This is a genomic window from Nocardiopsis nanhaiensis (assembly GCF_054778635.1).
Genome location: NZ_BAAGZJ010000055.1, coordinates 1 through 17,055 on the forward strand (window position 1 = coordinate 1; position 17,055 = coordinate 17,055).

General features: G+C 68.2%; 20 protein-coding genes. 9 read left to right on the forward strand and 11 right to left on the reverse strand.

Annotated features, from left to right (window positions below):
• Nucleotides 1-672: 672 nt before the first annotated feature.
• Nucleotides 673-1,416, reverse strand: coding sequence for an SDR family oxidoreductase (locus ACYVD1_RS23070; RefSeq protein ID WP_460776571.1), 744 nt, complete (start codon nucleotides 1,414-1,416; stop codon nucleotides 673-675).
• Between the two features lie 94 nt (nucleotides 1,417-1,510).
• Here ACYVD1_RS23070 and ACYVD1_RS23075 point away from each other — a divergent pair, with 94 nt between their 5' ends.
• Nucleotides 1,511-2,098: a TetR/AcrR family transcriptional regulator gene (locus ACYVD1_RS23075; protein ID WP_460776573.1), complete on the forward strand. Its 588-nt coding sequence runs from the start codon at nucleotides 1,511-1,513 to the stop codon at nucleotides 2,096-2,098.
• 146 nt (nucleotides 2,099-2,244) lie between these two features.
• On the opposite strand, the gene ACYVD1_RS23080 is transcribed toward ACYVD1_RS23075, so the two are convergent.
• Nucleotides 2,245-2,406 carry an Arc family DNA-binding protein gene (locus ACYVD1_RS23080; protein WP_460776576.1) on the reverse strand — a complete coding sequence of 54 codons (162 nt, stop codon included), beginning with the start codon at nucleotides 2,404-2,406 and terminating at the stop codon, nucleotides 2,245-2,247.
• Nucleotides 2,407-2,456: 50 nt separating this feature from the next.
• Between ACYVD1_RS23080 and ACYVD1_RS23085 the strand changes: the two genes are divergently transcribed.
• Both ACYVD1_RS23085 and ACYVD1_RS23090 read left to right on the forward strand, forming a co-directional pair.
• Nucleotides 2,457-2,888, forward strand: coding sequence for a hypothetical protein (locus ACYVD1_RS23085; protein WP_460776579.1), 432 nt, complete (start codon nucleotides 2,457-2,459; stop codon nucleotides 2,886-2,888).
• Between the two features lie 149 nt (nucleotides 2,889-3,037).
• Complete coding sequence (locus tag ACYVD1_RS23090) at nucleotides 3,038-3,601, forward strand: GNAT family N-acetyltransferase (RefSeq protein WP_460776622.1); 564 nt, start codon at nucleotides 3,038-3,040, stop codon at nucleotides 3,599-3,601.
• A 30-nt stretch (nucleotides 3,602-3,631) separates the two neighbouring features.
• Here ACYVD1_RS23090 and ACYVD1_RS23095 read toward each other — a convergent pair whose 3' ends face one another.
• Both ACYVD1_RS23095 and ACYVD1_RS23100 read right to left on the reverse strand, forming a co-directional pair.
• Nucleotides 3,632-4,039: a MarR family winged helix-turn-helix transcriptional regulator gene (locus ACYVD1_RS23095; RefSeq protein WP_460776581.1), complete on the reverse strand. Its 408-nt coding sequence runs from the start codon at nucleotides 4,037-4,039 to the stop codon at nucleotides 3,632-3,634.
• 194 nt (nucleotides 4,040-4,233) lie between these two features.
• Nucleotides 4,234-5,634 (reverse strand): sugar porter family MFS transporter, encoded by a 1,401-nt coding sequence (locus ACYVD1_RS23100; protein ID WP_460776583.1) that lies wholly within the window; start codon nucleotides 5,632-5,634, stop codon nucleotides 4,234-4,236.
• Between the two features lie 169 nt (nucleotides 5,635-5,803).
• Between ACYVD1_RS23100 and ACYVD1_RS23105 the strand changes: the two genes are divergently transcribed.
• The 3 genes from ACYVD1_RS23105 to ACYVD1_RS23115 are packed head-to-tail and all read left to right on the forward strand — an operon-like array spanning nucleotide 5,804 to nucleotide 8,153.
• On the forward strand, nucleotides 5,804-6,505 hold the full coding sequence (locus ACYVD1_RS23105; protein WP_460776586.1) for a GntR family transcriptional regulator: 702 nt from the start codon (nucleotides 5,804-5,806) through the stop codon (nucleotides 6,503-6,505).
• Nucleotides 6,502-7,473, forward strand: coding sequence for an ROK family protein (locus ACYVD1_RS23110; protein ID WP_460776588.1), 972 nt, complete (start codon nucleotides 6,502-6,504; stop codon nucleotides 7,471-7,473). Before ACYVD1_RS23105 ends, ACYVD1_RS23110 begins: the two co-directional genes overlap by 4 nt.
• The gene (locus ACYVD1_RS23115) at nucleotides 7,470-8,153 is read left to right on the forward strand and encodes an N-acetylmannosamine-6-phosphate 2-epimerase (protein WP_460776591.1); all 684 of its coding nucleotides are present in this window, start codon (nucleotides 7,470-7,472) and stop codon (nucleotides 8,151-8,153) included. The genes ACYVD1_RS23110 and ACYVD1_RS23115 overlap by 4 nt, the downstream gene beginning before the upstream one ends.
• Before the next feature lie 11 nt (nucleotides 8,154-8,164).
• Here the strand turns inward: ACYVD1_RS23115 and ACYVD1_RS23120 are convergent, their stop codons facing one another.
• The 6 genes from ACYVD1_RS23120 to ACYVD1_RS23145 all read right to left on the reverse strand — a co-directional run bounded on the left by ACYVD1_RS23120 (nucleotide 8,165) and on the right by ACYVD1_RS23145 (nucleotide 13,236).
• Entirely contained in the window at nucleotides 8,165-8,962 is a 798-nt protein-coding gene (locus ACYVD1_RS23120) for a methyltransferase domain-containing protein (protein WP_460776594.1), read from the reverse strand.
• Nucleotides 8,963-9,067: 105 nt separating this feature from the next.
• Complete coding sequence (locus ACYVD1_RS23125; RefSeq protein WP_460776597.1) at nucleotides 9,068-9,427, reverse strand: DUF4180 domain-containing protein; 360 nt, start codon at nucleotides 9,425-9,427, stop codon at nucleotides 9,068-9,070.
• Nucleotides 9,428-9,463: 36 nt separating this feature from the next.
• Complete coding sequence (locus ACYVD1_RS23130; RefSeq protein ID WP_460776600.1) at nucleotides 9,464-9,898, reverse strand: helix-turn-helix domain-containing protein; 435 nt, start codon at nucleotides 9,896-9,898, stop codon at nucleotides 9,464-9,466.
• Nucleotides 9,899-10,013: 115 nt separating this feature from the next.
• Nucleotides 10,014-11,045, reverse strand: coding sequence for a hypothetical protein (locus ACYVD1_RS23135; RefSeq protein WP_460776601.1), 1,032 nt, complete (start codon nucleotides 11,043-11,045; stop codon nucleotides 10,014-10,016).
• 12 nt (nucleotides 11,046-11,057) lie between these two features.
• Nucleotides 11,058-11,945: a hypothetical protein gene (locus tag ACYVD1_RS23140; protein ID WP_460776602.1), complete on the reverse strand. Its 888-nt coding sequence runs from the start codon at nucleotides 11,943-11,945 to the stop codon at nucleotides 11,058-11,060.
• A 286-nt stretch (nucleotides 11,946-12,231) separates the two neighbouring features.
• The gene (locus ACYVD1_RS23145; RefSeq protein ID WP_460776603.1) at nucleotides 12,232-13,236 is read right to left on the reverse strand and encodes a (2Fe-2S)-binding protein; all 1,005 of its coding nucleotides are present in this window, start codon (nucleotides 13,234-13,236) and stop codon (nucleotides 12,232-12,234) included.
• A 162-nt stretch (nucleotides 13,237-13,398) separates the two neighbouring features.
• Between ACYVD1_RS23145 and ACYVD1_RS23150 the strand changes: the two genes are divergently transcribed.
• The 3 genes from ACYVD1_RS23150 to ACYVD1_RS23160 are packed head-to-tail and all read left to right on the forward strand — an operon-like array spanning nucleotide 13,399 to nucleotide 16,519.
• A complete protein-coding gene (locus tag ACYVD1_RS23150; RefSeq protein WP_460776604.1) occupies nucleotides 13,399-14,799 on the forward strand; it encodes a sensor histidine kinase in 1,401 nt (466 codons plus the stop codon).
• Nucleotides 14,796-15,494: a response regulator transcription factor gene (locus tag ACYVD1_RS23155; RefSeq protein ID WP_460776605.1), complete on the forward strand. Its 699-nt coding sequence runs from the start codon at nucleotides 14,796-14,798 to the stop codon at nucleotides 15,492-15,494. Before ACYVD1_RS23150 ends, ACYVD1_RS23155 begins: the two co-directional genes overlap by 4 nt.
• 50 nt (nucleotides 15,495-15,544) lie before the next feature.
• Nucleotides 15,545-16,519, forward strand: a complete 975-nt coding sequence (locus ACYVD1_RS23160) for a DUF4097 family beta strand repeat-containing protein (RefSeq protein ID WP_460776606.1) — start codon at nucleotides 15,545-15,547, stop codon at nucleotides 16,517-16,519.
• 39 nt (nucleotides 16,520-16,558) lie between these two features.
• On the opposite strand, the gene ACYVD1_RS23165 is transcribed toward ACYVD1_RS23160, so the two are convergent.
• Nucleotides 16,559-16,942: a hypothetical protein gene (locus ACYVD1_RS23165; RefSeq protein WP_460776607.1), complete on the reverse strand. Its 384-nt coding sequence runs from the start codon at nucleotides 16,940-16,942 to the stop codon at nucleotides 16,559-16,561.
• Between the last annotated feature and the right edge of the window lie 113 nt (nucleotides 16,943-17,055).

Below are 17,055 nucleotides of genomic sequence, written 5' to 3' on the forward strand. Positions count from 1 at the left end.
GGACATCCACTCCTGGATCAGGGTGTGGAACGAGGACCCTCGACCCTATGTGTGGCACAAGACGGCCGAGGAGATCCTCGAATCCCTTGCTTCGTACTGCCGACGAATTAACGACTCAGGACACTAGGGCGTGTTCGGCGGACACTTACCCTGCTGCGCGTCGCCCCAGCGGCACTGTCACTGCGCCTCTCTCAGTCGACAGCCAAACCCGGGCGGGCCCCGCTGTGCGATGCTGCCGAGCTTGCGAGGCAGTGCACAGTAGGGGAACTCCTCCTTCGGCCTTGTGCCAGCACCACTGGATACGCCGCTCGCGACGGGCAGCATCCACCGAACACGCCCTAATAGCTGCACAACGGCCCCCGAGCGATGTCCATCTCGAACTCGAACCTGTGGAGTTCTCCCCGTAGACAGACACACCTGGGGGCCGTTCCACCTGTCTTTCGGGCTTACTTGGTTCGCCCCCTACCGCCTCGCCATAACCCAAGCCCGGGCAGCTGCCCAGGACGGCAAGGCAGGCTGACCGTTCTCGGACTCACTTCACCGGGAGGCATCGCTCCCGTTGAGACCGGCAGCCAGGTCCGGAGTTGTGTTCTGCTCGTCGGGAGGCCTGGCCAGACAGTGGCGTTGTGCAAGCGGCTGGCGGCCGCCTCACTTGACCGGTGACGGCAAGTGTCACGCCTGGACGGTGGGGCGAACGTTGATCTCGCCGATCTCGACGTCGCTGGGCTGCTCGATGGCGAAGGCCACAGCGCGGGCGACCGCCGCCGGAGGGATGCCCACCGCGTCCATGATCTTGCGCGTCTGCTCGCGGATGTTCGGATCTGCCATGGAGTCGGCGAGATCGGTGCGGATGTATCCCGGCGAGATGGCTGTCGTGCGCACCACCCCGTCGGTCGACTCACTGCGCAGCCCCTCGTGGACGGTGCGCACCGCGTTCTTGGTCGCGGCGTAGACAGCCATCGAGGGGGACGCGCCGGACAGGCCGGCCACGGAGACGATACTCACAAGGTGGCCCGAGCCTTGCTCTCGGAAGGCCGGCAGTGCGGCGGCGACGCCGTTGAGCATGCCGCGAAGGTTGACATCGACCATGGCCGACCAACTCTCGGTGTCGAGGTCGGCCAACGGACTGATCGGGGCGATGCCGGCGTTGTTTACCAGGACGTCGATACGGCCGTACTGGTCGATGGTGGTGGCGACCAGGCGCTGTAGGTCCTCGGCCTTGGTGACGTCGACGACGCACGTGGCGGCACGGCCTCCCTGCTCCCGGACCTCCTGCGCTATGGCGTCGATGCGCTCGCTGCGGCGCGCTGCGAGGACGACCGTAGCGCCGCACTGGGCGAGTAGCCGGGCCGTGGCTTCGCCGATGCCGCCACTCGCTCCGGTGATAGCGACGATCTTGCCGTGAAGAGAGAGCACTACTGCCTCCAAGTAAAGTGGACACGTGTCCGATGCGTTGCCAGCCTACCGGACACGTGTCCACTTGCCAAAGGCGGAACATCAGGAGAGGCCCATGAGCGCGCCAGCACGCCGTCCGGATGCGTTGCAGAACCGGACCCGCATCGTTGAGGCTGCCCGTGCAGCCCTCGCCGAGTCCCACCACGTCCACCTCAACGAGATCGCCAAGCGCGCCGGTGTAGGACAGGGAACGCTCTACCGGAACTTTCCCAACCGGGAAGCGCTCCTCGCCGAGGTCTACCGGCGCGACGTCGAAGAACTCGTGACCGCCGCCTCCGCTCTACTGGCGGCACACGAGCCCGTGGAAGCCCTGCGTCACTGGCTCGACCGAGTGATCGACTACGCCGAGATCAAGTACGGCGTCCTGGCAGCGCTCGAGCCGGCAGCGTGGCAAGACCTTGTCGCCCACAGCCAGAACCCCATCGAAGACGCCCTCGGCCACCTGCTGAACGCCGGGAAAGCAGCCGGTTCCATCCGCACGGACGTGGACGCCCGCGGGGTCCTCCGGCTCATCGCCTACCTCGGCCGACTGGACCGAGATGAATGGGAAGCAACAGCACGGCCTCTGATGAACGTCATCCTCGAGGGCCTTCGCCGACAGGATGCGGACCGGCGAGGGCAGCAAACCCCGAAGACATCCTGAACAGCAGCATCACCAAATAGCAGAGAAGAGACGTCGACTCCGCCACCGAGCGGTGTCAGTTCTCATCGACATTTCACCTGATCTCTCGGAGGATGCCCCGGCCTTCAGGCCGGGGAGGAATCCGGTCTCCCGCGTAGCGGGCCAGCTCAAGCCGATTCGCCGCCAGGCGAACCGGCGCCTCCCAGCGCGGTCTCCAGCAGGTACACGATCTCTGAGTTGATGGAACGCCGATCGTGCCTGGCCTGGTCGGCCAGACGCGCGTGCAGGTCCGCGGGGAGCCGCAGTGTGATGCGCTCGTCCTCATCCATACCTCCACGATAAACGAGAAAAGACGTCTGGCCGATGTATGAGCAGTGTCATGACGACACTGAAGCACGCGGGTGCAGGTGAGGCCGAGGGCGCACCCGTGGCCATGGTGGATGTGCTGCCCGACTCTGTGGACGAGTCCACCACGGCCCCGGTCCGGGAGTTCTTCGACTACTACAAGACTCCGCGCGCCCAGCACCCGCGTTCGATCGGCGCCTACGCGCTGCGCAGCGTCCACCAGCTGGCACAGTTCGACGCCGACGCCGACGCCGACGCCGACCGGATCGCCCCGCGGCCGCTGCTGATGATCGACGGCACGGAGGCCGTCACCCTGCCCCACAGCCAGGGTGCCGTGGAAAGTGCGGGTGAGAGCGCCGAACTGTTCACCGTCGACGGTGCCACGCACGTGGACCTGTACGACCGGGAGGAGGCGGTCGCCCCTGCAGTGACCAAGCTCGACGAATTCTTCGGCAAACACCTCTGAAGGCCGTGTCCCAAGCGCCCCGTGTCCCCGTCCCGCCGGGACGGGGACACGGTATTTTCCTCCGGGCCCGGGTCGACACCGGCCCCCCACTGGTGGCCATACTGTGTGGGCAGTGCAGTGAGCAGAGGGGGAGTTGAGGCGTGACCAGCATGTGGAGCAGTGAGGGTGGGACGGACCACCGGTCCAAGGTCGACTTCCGGGTGGCCACACCCTCCGATGTCTCCGCCCTGGTGGACCTGGTCAACTCCACCTACCGGGGCGACAGCTCCCGCCGGGGCTGGACGACCGAAGCCGACCTCCTCGACGGCCAGCGGGTGGACCCCGACATCATGGCCGAGCTGCTCGGGCGCACCAACACCCTCGTGCTGGTCGGTGAGTCCGAGGGCCAGATCGTGGCCTGCTGCGAACTGCAGCGCAGTATCAACGGGGCCTACTTCGGGATGTTCTCGGTGCGCCCCGAGCTCCAAGGGGCGGGGCTGGGCCGGATCGTCTTGGCCGAGGCCGAGCGCATGGCCTCCCGCGAGTGGGGGTGCCGCCTGATGCGGATGAAGGTCCTCAAGCAGCGCCCCGAACTCATCGCCTGGTACGAGCGGCTCGGCTACACCAGCACCGGCAAGACCGAGCCCTTCCCCTACGGTGACGAGGACTTCGGGCTGCCCAAACGCGACGACCTGGCCTTCGTCGAACTCACCCGGGAGCTGCCCGCCGATTAGCCGGCGAGGAAGCAGGGCCGGAAGCGCCGGTCAGTCCGCCTCCAGGTTGGCCGACATCCGCTCCAAGACGTTCACGGTGTCCCGGTACTCCTGGTCGCTGATGCCCAGGGAGAGCTTGCGCAGGTTCTGCTGGACCCGCTCCAACAGGGTGTCGTGGGCCTGGTGCCCCTCAGCGGTGAGTTCCAGTGCGACCAAGCCGCTCACCCAGCCGCGCTGGCGCAGGGCCTCCGCCGCGGGGGCGACCGTGCTCTCGTCGTCCTCCAGGAACGGTGCCAGGCGCTGATCCAGCTGGAGTACGGTACCGGGTTCGTTGTGCAGGGAGTTGAGTACCTGCCACTGACGCCGTTCGAGTGACTCCGAGGCCAGAACCCGGTCGAAGTCGTGCTCGATGAGTCGGTCCAGGTGCTTGAGCCAGAAGCCGATCGGCAGGTCGGACATGGTTCCTCCGGGACGTCGGTGTCCGCACGGCGCGAGGACGTGTTGAGCGGACACATACCCCGCTGCGCGACGGGCACGATCCACTGCGCTCGCCCTGGACCGACCGTATATGGCTCCACGGGGCCGGGCCAGCACAGTACGCAGGTGTCGGCACCCGGGGTGCTCAGCCTGGAACACGGCGGCCCGGTCCCGGTCTACCTACCTGCTTGCGTACCGGACTTCGGTCCGCTGGACTTGCGCAGGTCCGACTCGATCTTCTCCAGCGTTCGCCCCTTCGTTTCGGGGATGACGAAAGCGGCGAACAGGGCCAGTGCCACGCACACCACCGCGTAGACCCAGAAGGTGGTGGTCCCGCCGAGGGTATTGAGCAGGGAGAGGAAGGTCAGCGCCACGAGGAAGTTCATCCCCCAATTGGCGAACAGGGTCACGCTCATGCCCGCGCCGCGCGCACGCAGCGGATAGAGCTCGGTGGGGATGATGAACACCACCACGTTCAGGCTGGTGGCGACCGCGATGACGTACGTGATGACAGCGACGAACGCCAGGGTGGACGACGCCGTTCCGTCCATGCTCAGTGCGGTCGCCAAGGCCATCAGTGAGACCGCCATGACCGAAGCGCCGGCGGTGAGCAGTTTCGTGCGGCCCCAGCGGTCGACCACGAACATGCCGATGACCGTGCCGATCACGTTCACCACGCCCACACCGACGGTCGCCAGGATCGCCGCCGAAGCCCCCAAGCCGGTCTCGCGGAAGATGGTGGGCGCGTAGTAGATGACCGTGTTGACACCGCTGGCCTGACCGAGGATCTGTAGCCCGATCCCGGCGATGAGCGCCGGTCGGACCCAAGGGCTGAGTAGTTCGCGCAGGCTCTTGAGGGGCGACCCCCGGCCGGAGTCGGAAACCGCGGAGATCTCAGCCATCTCTGCTTCGATGTCGGTGCCGCCGCGGACCCGCGACAGAACCGCTCGGGCCTCGTCGGTCCGACCCGTGCGCACCAGGAAGCGAGGCGTCTCCGGCAGGAGCAGCATGCCGACACCGAGGGCGATGGAGGGCAGTAGCGCTACGAGGAACATCAAGCGCCAGCCGCCGAAGTCGACGAAGGCGTAGTTCGCGGCGTAGGCGAGGACGATGCCGATGGTGATCATCAACTGGTTCATCGTGACGAGGCGTCCGCGCAGGCGGGCCGGGGCCATTTCGGAGATGTAGAGGGGCACCAGGGTGGAGGCCATACCCACTGCGAGGCCCAGCACGATGCGTGCGGCGACCAGTACAGCGGCGCTCGGCGCCGCCGCCGCGGCGATCGATCCCACGGCGAAGAGCACCGCGGCGAAGATCAGCAACGGGCGCCGCCCGAAGCGGTCGGAGAGCGAGCCGGAACTCAGGGCACCGATCATGGCGCCGACCAGGATGGAGCTGACGACGACACCGGACAGGAAGGGGGTCAGGGTGAAGTCCTGTTCGATGAACAGCAGCGCCCCTGAGATGACGCCTGTGTCATAGCCGAAGAGCAGTCCTCCGACCGCCGCGACCGTGATGACTCCCAAGGCGCCTCTGCCCTCCGTGACGGGGGCTGGCGGCTCACTGCGGGCCTCCATGTGTGCTCCTCCTGAGTGTTGACAAAATGGAACGTACCAATAGGCTTCGTGCGAAGATTATCCACAGAGTTCCGGTCATGATCCGGGGTGTCAAGAGAACCATTAGCAATATTGGTACGAACCAATCGGAGATCGCTTGTCCAACCACAGCCCTCACCAAGACAGGCCTGTGCCCAAGTACGAGTACCTCCGGCGAGCCCTGGCCGTGTCGATCAGGTCCCTGGAGGACGATGCGCCTCTGCCCACTGAGCGCGAACTGACCACCCGTCACAACGTCAGTCGCGCCACGGTCCGCCATGCCCTGAACGCCCTCGAATCCGCAGGGCTGGTCTATCGCGTGCAGGGCGCAGGTACGTTCGTCGCACCTCACACGGTCGCCAAGACGGTTTCACTCACCTCCTTCAGCGAGGACATGCGTGCCAAAGGGCTCACCCCCGGTTCCCGGGTCCTGGCGGTCAGTGAGGCCCCCGCAGACGAGCGAGAGTGCACCGACCTCGGCGTCTCGCCGGGCACGCCCCTGCTCCGCCTCGTGCGGGTGCGCATGGCCGATTCGAGCCCCATGTGCTTGGAGACCACCCGCCTGGTGGCCGGACGCGTGCCAGGGCTAGGGGCCATGGACCTCAGCGGATCTTTGTACGGCCTGCTCTCCGAGCACTTCGACATCCGGCCGAGGAGAGCCCAGCAGACGGTCCGGTCGGTCGTGACAAGCGAGGAGCAGTCCGCCCTGCTCGGTGTCACTTCCCGCTCTCCTGCACTGCGTGTCGACAGGGTCTCCTTCGACGAACGCAACACGGCTGTGGAGTCAACGACCAGCCTCTACCGGTCCGACCGCTATGAAATCCAGTTCGAAGTCCACCGGGAGGCGACATGAAACCACCATTGGCCACCGGCGCTACCGCCGACACCTGCGCGATCGGCATCGACGTCGGCGGCACGAAGATCGCCGCCGGTGTCATCGATCGCAACGGGAGGGCGGTATCCCAGGCACTCCGCGCCCCCACCCCCCGCGCTGGCGGCCGCGAAGCGCTTCTCACCGTACTCGCCGACACCGTGGCCGAACTCCGTGGGCACTCAGATCGACGCCCCGTCGGTGTCGGGGTGGGCACCGGAGGCGTCGTCGACCACAGCAACGGCCGGGTCCTGACCGCGACCGACCTCCTGCCCGGCTGGGCCGGTACCCCGATCGGTTCCTGGCTGTCTGAACGGTGCGGGCTCCCCGTGAGCGCCGACAACGACGGCAACACGCATGCGCTGGGCGAGCTGAGTTTCGGTGCGGCCAAAGGCTATTCCGACGTGCTCTTCGCCGCAGTGGGCACCGGAGTAGGCGGTGCGGTCGCGGTCGACGGCGTGGTGAGGCGGGGCGTGCACCACTTCGCGGGCGAGGTCGGGCACGTACCCGTTCCCGGTGCCGACGGGCGCGACTGTAGTTGCGGGGGATCCGGTCACTTGGAAGCCGTCGCGTCCGGACCGGCCATCGCTGCGCGCTACCGGGAGACCAGCGGTGCGGCGCTCGCGCTGCCCGCCATAGCCGACCGGGCACGAGGGGGAGACCGCTTGGCAGAGGCCGCCATCGCCGAGGGTGCCTCGTTCCTGGGCCGTGCCCTCGCGGGGCTCGCGACAGCGATCGCACCCCAGGTGGTCGTATTGGGCGGCGGAGTGGCCGAAATGGGTCCGATCTACTGGGGGCCGCTCCAAGCGGCCTTCGCAGCCGAGCCTTACACCCGTTCAGGGGCGATCCCGCTGGTGCGAGCCCAACTCGGGTCCGGTTCCAGCATCGCCGGGGCGGCCGCACTCGCGTTCGAGAGGTCGGCCGAACCGCTCATGGAAGGAAGACGTTGACCGAGCAAGACATCCTGGCCGAACTGCGCGACAAGCTCGTCGTGTCCTGCCAAGCACCTCCTGGGGACCCGCTTGAGGGACCGTCGTACATGGCAGCGATGGCCACAGCCGCCCTGGCTGGGGGAGCCGCGGGCATCCGCGCCGAGGGAATCGACGATATCGAAGCCATCCGTGCTGTCACCACGGCACCCTTGATCGGCCTGTGGAAGGTGCCGACCGAGGAAACCCACATCACGCCCACCATCGACCGCGCGATCGCCGTCGCCAGGGCCGGTGCCGACATCGTCGCCTTCGACGCGACCCGCCGACCGCGGCCGGACGGTTCACGGACCGATCAGATGGTCGCCGCCATCCATGCCGAGAACCGCCTCGCCATGGCCGATATCGCCAACGTCGACGACGCCGCCGCGGCGCTCGAGGCCGGGTCCGACATGGTGTCGACGACGCTGTCCGGCTACGTCCCCCAGCGCCCTTCGCCCGCCGGTCCCGACCTCGCCCTGGTGGCTGATCTGACGTCGCGGTTCTTGGCCCCGGTGTTCGCCGAGGGGCGCATCTCCACTCCGGCAGAGGGGAGCCAGGCACTCCGCGCCGGTGCGTTCTCCGTCGTTGTCGGCACTGCTATCACTGCCCCCGGAGCGATCACCGCCAGCTTCGCCTCGGCCCTTGTGGGAGGCCTCTGACCACGGCGTCCTCAGACACGGCACAGGATCGCGCCTCGGGGGACGACGAAGACGCCGTCGGGGTGCCCGCTCCAGCGGGTCCAGCCCGCCGAGACCGCCTCCAGGTCCGCCTGGGTGGCGTAACCCGCCTCGACCGCTCGGGTGCCCAGCGCCGACTCCAGGATGCGGCGCGCCCACATCCGCCCCCACCAGGTCCGGCGTTCGGGTGCGGAATGGCTCCACACTTCGGCCACGTAGGTGACGTCGGTGAACCCGGCCTCGTGTGCCCAGGCCAGCATGTGGCGTCCGGCGTCGGGCTCGCCGCCGTTGGCTCGGGCCACCCGCTGGTACAGGTCCATCCAGGCGTCCAGTTCGGGCAGGCGCGGGTACCAGTGCATCGCCGAGTAGTCGCTGTCGCAGGCCGCCACCACACCGCCCGGCCGGGCGACACGGCCCATCTCGGCCAGGGCACGCACCGGGTCGGCCACGTGCTGCAGGACCTGGTGGGCGTGGACCACGTCGAAGGTGTCGTCGGGCAGGTCGAGTCCATGGACGTCGCCCACGAGGAAGTCGATGTCGTCCACCCCTTCGGCGGCCGCGGTGGCGCGGGCCTGGTCTACCGCTTCGGCTGACGCGTCCACCGCAATCACCCGCCCCGGGGCGACCCTGCGGGCGAGGTCGACGGTGATGCTGCCGGGGCCGCACCCCACGTCCAGCAGGGAGCGGCCGGGGCGCATCTCCTCCAAGGCGTAGGCGGCGGAGTTCTCCGCGTTCCGCCACAGATAGGAGTTGGTGACTGTCGGGTGCTGCCCGTGGGTGTACTCGGCCATCGCGAGCCGTCCTTCGCGTCGGGGGTGTGGGCGATCGACGCTACCACCAAGTCTCTAATAATGAGATTACTTTCTCATATCGTGAAACACCCTGGTTTGGTCCTGTCAGGCGGGGGCCAGGCGGTCAGCCAGGGTTTCCAGGTCGGGGAGGAACCAGCACTGTCCGCCCCGGTTGCTCTCGCGCACGAGGTCGCGCAGGGCGTCACTGGCCGCCACCTGCTCGGAGATGTCCCCGAGGACGGCCAGCCGGAGCCGGTAGTTGGCGCACTTCTGCAGGAACTCACCGGCCACGCCCGTGCGCAGGCGGAAGAAGTCCGGGTCCAGGCGTTCGGCGGGCAGCGCGATCCAGGCCGCGCCGAGGCCGAAGGCGTCGCCGATGACGTCGCCGGCGTCGCGTACGGGCTCACCCTCGGCCGAGCAGACCAGCACTGGGTCGTCGTTCCAGTCCTTGAGGTCGTGGGGCATGGGTTTGGTTCCTTCCGGTGTAGGGCCGGATGCTGCTCATCCGCGCTCGACCAGGGAGTCGACGTATCCCAGCAGTGTCGCCGTGGCCGTGAGGCCGCCCACGACGACGATCTTCAGCCTGGCGCGCTCGGGGTCGTGGACGACCTGGGCATGCGCACGCGCCCGCCCGCCCGGATCCCCGGCCGCGGCCGCCGTGACCAGGGTGATCAGGCGGTCGGCCGTGACCCGGTCGACCCCGTCGACCTGGACGATGCTGGACACCTCGGCGTGCGGTGCTTCCGATGCGGTGGATGGCTCCTCGCCGGCCAGTGGACCCCCGGTGAACTCCTCCAGGTCCTGGCGCCGGATCCGGTACTGCTTGCCGATCCGCGTGGCCGCCAGGCGCCCTTCGCGGACGTAGGCGCGCACCGTCTTCACGTGGAGGCCGAGCAGGTCCGCGACTTGGTCCACCGAGTAGTACTTCTGGGTCACTGTTCTCCCTGATGGCAATAAAAAGATCTAAACTTCCATGATATTACCCTCTTGGAGGGAAGTTTAGGGAAGTATGCGGAAGTTCGATCCGGACTATCGACGGGACCTGCGGTGCTCAGGGATCGCGGAAGAGCAGCACGGAAAGCCAGCGGTGGTCGTCAGGGGTACTGGGACGGATGTGGTCACTGAGCTCCACCAGCTGCTCGGGCTCGCTCCCACCACCGCCCCCGCGCCAACGGAGGCTGACCACCTCATCGCCGATGTCCAAGAAGATGTGGCGCTGGGTGCCCCGGTGTACCTCCACGAGCAGATCGCCCCGGCGCTCACACTCCGCCAGAGGTGCTTCGCAGACTTGGGTTTGGGAAGCCTCGGGGTTCAGGACCAAGCTGAGGTCGACGTCGGCGATCCCCTCTCGGGCGGTGGTGTAGGTCTGGGAATAGCTCTCGTGTCCCTCCACCGTTTCGGTAACGGCCCGCGTCGCCTGCCAGTCGGGATGGTCCAGGACCATCATCTCCAGGCGTTCGGGCTGGGCCTGGCGCAGGAGCAGCCCTTGCACCTCTTGAGCGCCCCAGATGAGCAGCGCTACCAGTAAGGAGTAGCCCGTCACCGCCGTCGGAAGGCGCCAGGGCAGGAGCCTGATCCCGGTCAGCCGCCAACGGATGATCTGAAACGCCCACGCCCAGATCAGGGCCAAGGCGACGAGAAAGTACGCGAGTCCGCCCGAGATGCCGGAGGCCATGACTACGTAGACGACGATGTAGAAGCCGATGAACGGGGGCGGGGCCAGGACCAGGAGAGCTATGCGGAACCACTGGGGCTCACCCAGGGATTGGAGCCGCGCGCCCGTGATCAAGGTGAGAAGGAGGAACAGGCCCACGCTGAACGCGACGATGATGGTGCCGCCCACGAAGCTTCCTTCGTACCTGGCGAAGTCGAGCAGGACCACGGCCACGGGGGCCAGGACCATACCGCCTAGGGAACACACCGCCGCGACCGTCGCGGCCAAGGCCGGACCCCACCACAGTTCCTTGGCGCTGGGCGGCGGGACCGACGATGGTTCGTCGAGCCGGGAAAGGGGCTCCTGCCCTGGTGAGCCGTGTCCCGGCCCCGGCTGGTTCCCGGCCTGTCCACCGCTCGCTGTTTCCACCAAGTATTCCCGTCAGGTTCGATAGTCCGTTGCGTGGATGACCAGCTTGGCGAGCCAGCGGTGGTCGCCGGAGGCACTGGGACGGACATGGTCGCTGAGTTCCACCAGGTCAGTGGGGTGGTCGTTATTGCCCCGCACATTGAGGCCGAGACTGTAGACCTCATCGCCGACGTCCATGAGGACTTCGCTCAACTGGCCGCTGTCCTCGTCGGTGACCAGCACCAGGTCATCCCGGACTTCGCAGAGCTCCAGGAGGTCACCGCAGGCACCGTCGACCGACTGCTCCGGGTCCTCGACGAAGTCGAGACGGACGGTGTTCTCTACCTCGTCCGAGGACTCGTATCGCTGGAAGTATCCGCCGTTGTCCCGGTAACTGACGGCGACAGCGGTCCACTCGGGATGGTCCAGGACGACCATGTCCAGCTCTTCGGGCTGGGCCTGGCTTATCCACAGGACTTGGGCCTCCTCCGCCACCACAGCCGTGAGGGGCACCATTAGCGCGAACGCGGCCACGGCCGCGGGCAGCCGCACGGGCAGGACCGGCGCCCGGGTCAGGCGCCAGCGGATGATCAGGAAGGCCCACAGCCAGCTCAGCACCAACGCGACGAGGCGGGACGCGACGGATCCCCAGACGTCCAGCCCCGTGAAGAGCAAGCCGAGGGAGGAGATCCCGGTACCCGCGGCCGGCGCGAGGACCAGCACAGCGAAGAGGAACGGCAGGGACACTCCCAGCCGTTTGAGGACCAGCCACATGAGTGCGACGACCCCGCAGAGCAGGCTGAAACCCACCAGGAGGTACAGGAGCGCGAGCCCTGACTGCTCCTCGAAGAGCGCGACGAAGATCAGGGCGAAGAATCCGGCGGTCACCGCCACGCCGACCCCGGCGAGTACCATCGCCAACGTCGCGCCTAAGAGCGGCTTCCAGAGCCGTTCCCGGTCGGTGGGCGGGGGATCGGCTGTCGGGGGCCGCTGCTGCTGGCCATACAGCTGAGCCGGGTGCACTGGCGGCCCGTATCCCGGCCCCTGCCAGTGACCGGGCGGCCCTCCCCTGGAACCCGCCATGCCGTCCCCTCTCCTCAAGCCTCGCGGGAAAGGTACACCTCGGGGTCGGGCAGAACCGCGCGTTGGCCGCACCCGGACAGTGTCCGGGAACGGACACGCGCGGGCCGATCAGGAACTCGGCCGCTCAGGGGCGCAGCGCGCAGTCGCCGCACAGGCCGCCGTCCGGCAGCCGGTAGTACAGGCAGCAGGTGGAGCGCCGGAACACCGCAAGTCCCTCGGGGTCCTTTCCCGTGTACGCGCCAGTCCCCGACAGGGCGTCGCGTTCGAGTATCAACCTTGCCACCCGCTCGGCTTCGCCGCGCTGTTCGGGACGTTCCCTGCCCAGGGCGCGCGCGGCCCCCGCCAACGCCGCCCCGGTGTTGCCCCGCAGCAGTCCGGCCGAGATACGGCCGACCCGGGTCAGCGCGTCCTCGACCGGGGCCAGGACCCGTCCCACCAGGGATTCATCCAGCCATGCAGCGACCTCGGCGGGACCCGACAGCTCGGGGACACGGAGCTCGACGGTGCGCAGGACCAGCGGGCCCTCGCGGCGGGTGTCGAGGAAGAAGTCCGGCGCGCTCAACCCCACCCCGTGGCACACTCCCGCCGCCAAGACGGGGGAGAGCAGCCGGGAGGCCAGACCCTGGTGGAACAGCGAGGCACCCACCCGCCACTCCACCGACTCCGGTCGCGCACCCGAGAGCGCCGCGAGTCGGGACCGGACCCGCGCCACCTCGTCCGCCAGACGCTCCTCGGTCAGCCCGTCACCGGTGACCGAACCCCAGCCCGCTTCGGGCTGCTGCGTTTCCAACCGGAAGAAGTCGTTGACGCGCCCGATGTCCCGCAGAACCGGGCCGACCGGCCGGCCGTGGACGGCCTGGACCGTGGACAGGAAGTAGGTCAGGTCCGGACGCGGGGTGAAACCGACCATGTGGGCCGCACGCCTCAGCGCCTCCCCGGTGAGCTCGTACTCGTGCACCAGGTGGTGGTCGCCGCCGTGGTCGAGCAGACCGGCCAGCCGGTCGACGACCTCTTGAGGCACCTCCCGTTGCCAGGCGATCCACTCGTCCGCTCCGAACCCGACGAGGTATCGCTCCAGACCGCCGTCCACCCCACTGCCCGGACTTTCACCACTGTCCAGCGCACTCACCGGGAGAGTCCTGCTCCGCTCGTCGTCCACCCGTCGCCCTTCCGTTGCTCCTGGACCCATTCGACCACGTGCCGCTGTCAGGACCGGGGTAGTGCCAGCACCACCCGTTTTCCTCGTGCAGATGGCCTCGTCTGCGAGCACCCAGAAATCTAGATTGGTCCTGTGAGCGGCACACATGGACAGCGGGCGCGGGGCGGTCGACGGGCGGGGGCCCGGGTGATCGGCCCCGTCGACGTGCCCTTCCCTGTTGACGCCCACGGCGGCGGATGGCGGGTGCGGCTGGTCGAGATCCTGCACCTGATGACTTCCCTGGCGCTGGCCCTGTTCTACCTGCTGCCGGCGGTGCTGCTGCTCACCGCGGCCTCCTGGGTCGGAGTGGGGCTGTACCCGCCCTGGACGCGGGACTCGGACATGCTGGTCGGCGTCACCGCCATCCAGATCGCCAGGGATTTGGTCGGGTTCCTGGTGGTGCTGCCGGTGACCGCCACCCTGCTGGCCCGGCTCGCCTGCAGGGTCCAGCGGGACCGGCTGGCCAACGTGTTCGGGATCGTCGAAACGAGCCCGCCCGACCCGATGGCCGCCCGCGGTCCCTGGTGGCGTGTGTGGCGGTTCGTCTTCGGCCGGGAGGCCTGGTCGATGGTGGTTTACACCACCGTCGCCGGGCTCCACGGCCTGCTCGCCGGCGGACTCGTGGTGGTCCTCGTGGTGTGCGGCGGTGCCGCAGCCGTGGGCGCCCTCTTCGGCACCGTGTACGTCCTGTCCCAGGGCTCTCCGGGGGACCTGGTGAGCCCCTTGTCCCTGGTCGTGCTGGGGCCGCTGGCCGCAGTGGTGGGATTGCGCGTGGCACCGTACATGATCTCCTCCGAGGTCCTCCTGCACCGCCTGCTGCTCTTCGACGCCCCCGAGGTGCGCATGCGGCGTCGGCTCCTGCACGTCCAGGACAGCCGGCTGCGCATGGTCGACGCGGCCGAGGCCGAACGCCGCCGGATCGAACGCGATCTGCACGACGGTGCTCAGCAGCGGTTGCTCGCACTGACCCTGACCCGGGCACGGGCCAAGTTGGCCCACGACCCCGACGGGACCCGGGAGCTGATCGCCGAGGCCCAAAAGGAGTCCAAGGAGGTCATGACCGAGTTGCGGCAGGTGGCGCGCGGACTGCACCCGAGGGTCCTGACCGACCACGGGCTCGGGGCGGCGCTGCCGGTCGCGGCCGAACGCGCCGCGGTCCCGGTCCAGGTGGACGTGGATCTGTACGGGCGCCCCTCGCCGCGCGCCGAGGGCGTGGCCTACTACGTGGCCTGCGAGGCCCTGACCAACATCGTCAAGCACGCGGGGGCCGAGCAGGTCACCGTGGCCGTCGAACGGGTACCGCACCCGGGACGTTCGGGTGACCGGCTGCGCCTCTCCGTCACCGATGACGGGGTCGGCGGGGCCGACCCGGAGGCGGGCACCGGGCTCTACGGGCTGTGGGACCGGGTGGACGCCGTCGACGGGATGCTGACCGTACACAGTCCGGACGGTGCGGGCACCGTCCTGACCGCAGACATCCCTTGGGAGGCATGACCGTGAGCGTGGACAGCACAGACGGCAAGCGGCCGGATCCGCGCGTGATCATCGCTGAGGACTCCGTACTGCTGCGAAGCGGTATGGCCCGGCTGCTGGAGGACTCGGGGGTGGAGATCGTCGCGGCGGTGGGGGACGCCGACGCGTTGATCGCGGCTGTGGGCGAGCACCCGGACGTCGACCTCTGCCTGGTCGACATCAGGATGCCGCCCACCTACTCCGAGGAGGGGATCCAGGCGGCGGTGAAGATCCGGGAGACACATCCCGAGGTAGCGGTCCTGCTGTTGTCCCAGCACGTGGTCAGCCGCTATGCCGCGGACCTGCTCGGCGGAGGAGCTTCGAAGGTGGGCTACCTGCTCAAGGACCGGGTGGCCGACATCGAGGACTTCCTGGCGGTGTTGCGCCGGGTGGCCGACGGCGGGGCGGCGATCGACCCCGAAGTGGTCTCGCAGCTCCTGAGCAGGCACGGGGACCGCGCCTTGGAGAGCCTCAGCCCGCGGGAGACCGAGGTTCTGGAGGTGATGGCACAAGGGGTGAACAACGCGGGTATCGCTGACCGGCTCGTCATCACGGAGCGGGCGGTGGAGAAGCACATCCGGTCGATCTTCACCAAGCTCGACCTCGGCCAACACGACCACGACCACCGCAGGGTCCAGGCGGTGCTGCGCTACCTGCGCGGCGCCGCCAAGGACTGACACAGCACCGAAGCAGAAGGAGGGCCCCGCCTTCCAAGAAAGGAAGAAACATGACTTTCCAGGCACGAGGCCTGTACGCCTCATCGAGCAAGGAGCCGCGCCGTTTCCGCCTGGGCCCCTGGATGTTCCTGGGCGGCGTTCTCGTGCTGATCCTGGTGGTGGTGACAGCCGTCTCCGTCCTGGGCAACGTCTCGGTCAGCCAGTCGGCCCAAGAGGACAGCTTCGAGGGCGCGGACTCCTTCGAACTGGCCAACCTGACCGGCGGTGAGGTCACGCTGCGCGGTGGTGAGGGGGACGACGTCCTCCTGGAGCGCGATCTCCGGGGCAGCCCGCTGTCGGAGCCGGACGAGGACATCACCGAACGGGACGGGGGCCTGGGCGTCGAGGCTCAGTGCGGTGGCATCTCGCTCTTCCACTCGTGTTCGGCGGACTACGACGTGACCGTCCCCCAAGGGACCCAGGTGAAGCTGGAGACGATCAGCGGGGAGATCACCGTGGAAAACCTCGAGGGTGACCTGGAGGTGGAGGCCACCAGCGGTGACGTCGAGGTCACCGAAGCGGCCGGGGACGTGGAGGTGACCACGGTCTCGGGCGCGATCGAACTGGCCGACGTGACGGGCTCGGCCGTGCTCGGCGCCACCAGTGGAACGATCGGGGCCAGTGGCGAGGGCGACCTCTTGGAAGCCTCGACCACCTCGGGCACGATCGACCTGACCGGCTTCGCAGCCGAAGAGGTGCGGACCTCGACCACCAGCGGTGACGCCACCATTGGCAGCGGGTTCAGCACTCTGGAGGCGGACACCACCTCCGGGAGCATCGAGATCGACACCGACACTTCCTTCGACCTGATGGCGGTGGAGACCACCAGCGGCAGCGTCAATGCCCGCGTTCCCGACGAGGCCTACGACATCAGCGGCGACTCGACCTCGGGCTCACGCGACTTCGGCGTGGACACCTCCGCCGACGCCGACAGCCGGATCGAGGCCAACACCACCAGCGGATCGGTGCGGATCGACAGTCGCTGACCCAACCCGCTGGGCCCGCGGGCCCAGCGGTCGCGGCAATCAGTGGGGCTCGAAGCGCAGCGCCGCCCAGTCCGAGTCGATCCGGACCTGGGTGGTGCTGCGCCATCCGGCGTCGGTGAGGGTGTCCCAGCCCTTGTCCGCGGCCAGGTCCGTGATGATGGTGCCGCCGCGCTGGGGGAAGCACACCCACAACCGCGTCTTGGCGCTCATGAGACCCAGGACACGCGGCCCCTCACGGTCGACGGTGCCCCGGTCCAGGGCGAACAAGTGCACGTCGTCGTAGTCGGCGCCCTCGATCGGCCCGAGGTCGATGTGGATGTCGAGCGGGGGGTCCAACAGCCGCAGGTAGCGTTCGGGGGCGTTCAGGACGAGCAGCCGGTCCCCGGGTTCGACCCCCAACCTCCGGGCGAGTGTCTCCGACATTCCTCCTCCGTTCACGTATGTGGCCTCTTCGGCCACCGTACGGTTCCAACGCTCGCAAACCGAGGACCTTCCACGTCTCGACCCCGACATGACCGTGTTTTTAGGATGCGATC

Coding starts and splice junctions, on each gene's coding strand:
- ACYVD1_RS23120 (WP_460776594.1), bottom strand. CDS start 8,962: ATGGCCGAGTACACCCACGGGCAGCACCCGACAGTCACCAACTCCTAT.
- ACYVD1_RS23100 (WP_460776583.1), bottom strand. CDS start 5,634: ATGGAGGCCCGCAGTGAGCCGCCAGCCCCCGTCACGGAGGGCAGAGGC.
- ACYVD1_RS23090 (WP_460776622.1), top strand. CDS start 3,038: ATGTGGAGCAGTGAGGGTGGGACGGACCACCGGTCCAAGGTCGACTTC.
- ACYVD1_RS23110 (WP_460776588.1), top strand. CDS start 6,502: ATGAAACCACCATTGGCCACCGGCGCTACCGCCGACACCTGCGCGATC.
- ACYVD1_RS23125 (WP_460776597.1), bottom strand. CDS start 9,427: ATGCCCCACGACCTCAAGGACTGGAACGACGACCCAGTGCTGGTCTGC.
- ACYVD1_RS23095 (WP_460776581.1), bottom strand. CDS start 4,039: ATGTCCGACCTGCCGATCGGCTTCTGGCTCAAGCACCTGGACCGACTC.
- ACYVD1_RS23160 (WP_460776606.1), top strand. CDS start 15,545: ATGACTTTCCAGGCACGAGGCCTGTACGCCTCATCGAGCAAGGAGCCG.
- ACYVD1_RS23075 (WP_460776573.1), top strand. CDS start 1,511: ATGAGCGCGCCAGCACGCCGTCCGGATGCGTTGCAGAACCGGACCCGC.
- ACYVD1_RS23165 (WP_460776607.1), bottom strand. CDS start 16,942: ATGTCGGAGACACTCGCCCGGAGGTTGGGGGTCGAACCCGGGGACCGG.
- ACYVD1_RS23085 (WP_460776579.1), top strand. CDS start 2,457: ATGACGACACTGAAGCACGCGGGTGCAGGTGAGGCCGAGGGCGCACCC.
- ACYVD1_RS23080 (WP_460776576.1), bottom strand. CDS start 2,406: ATGGATGAGGACGAGCGCATCACACTGCGGCTCCCCGCGGACCTGCAC.
- ACYVD1_RS23155 (WP_460776605.1), top strand. CDS start 14,796: ATGACCGTGAGCGTGGACAGCACAGACGGCAAGCGGCCGGATCCGCGC.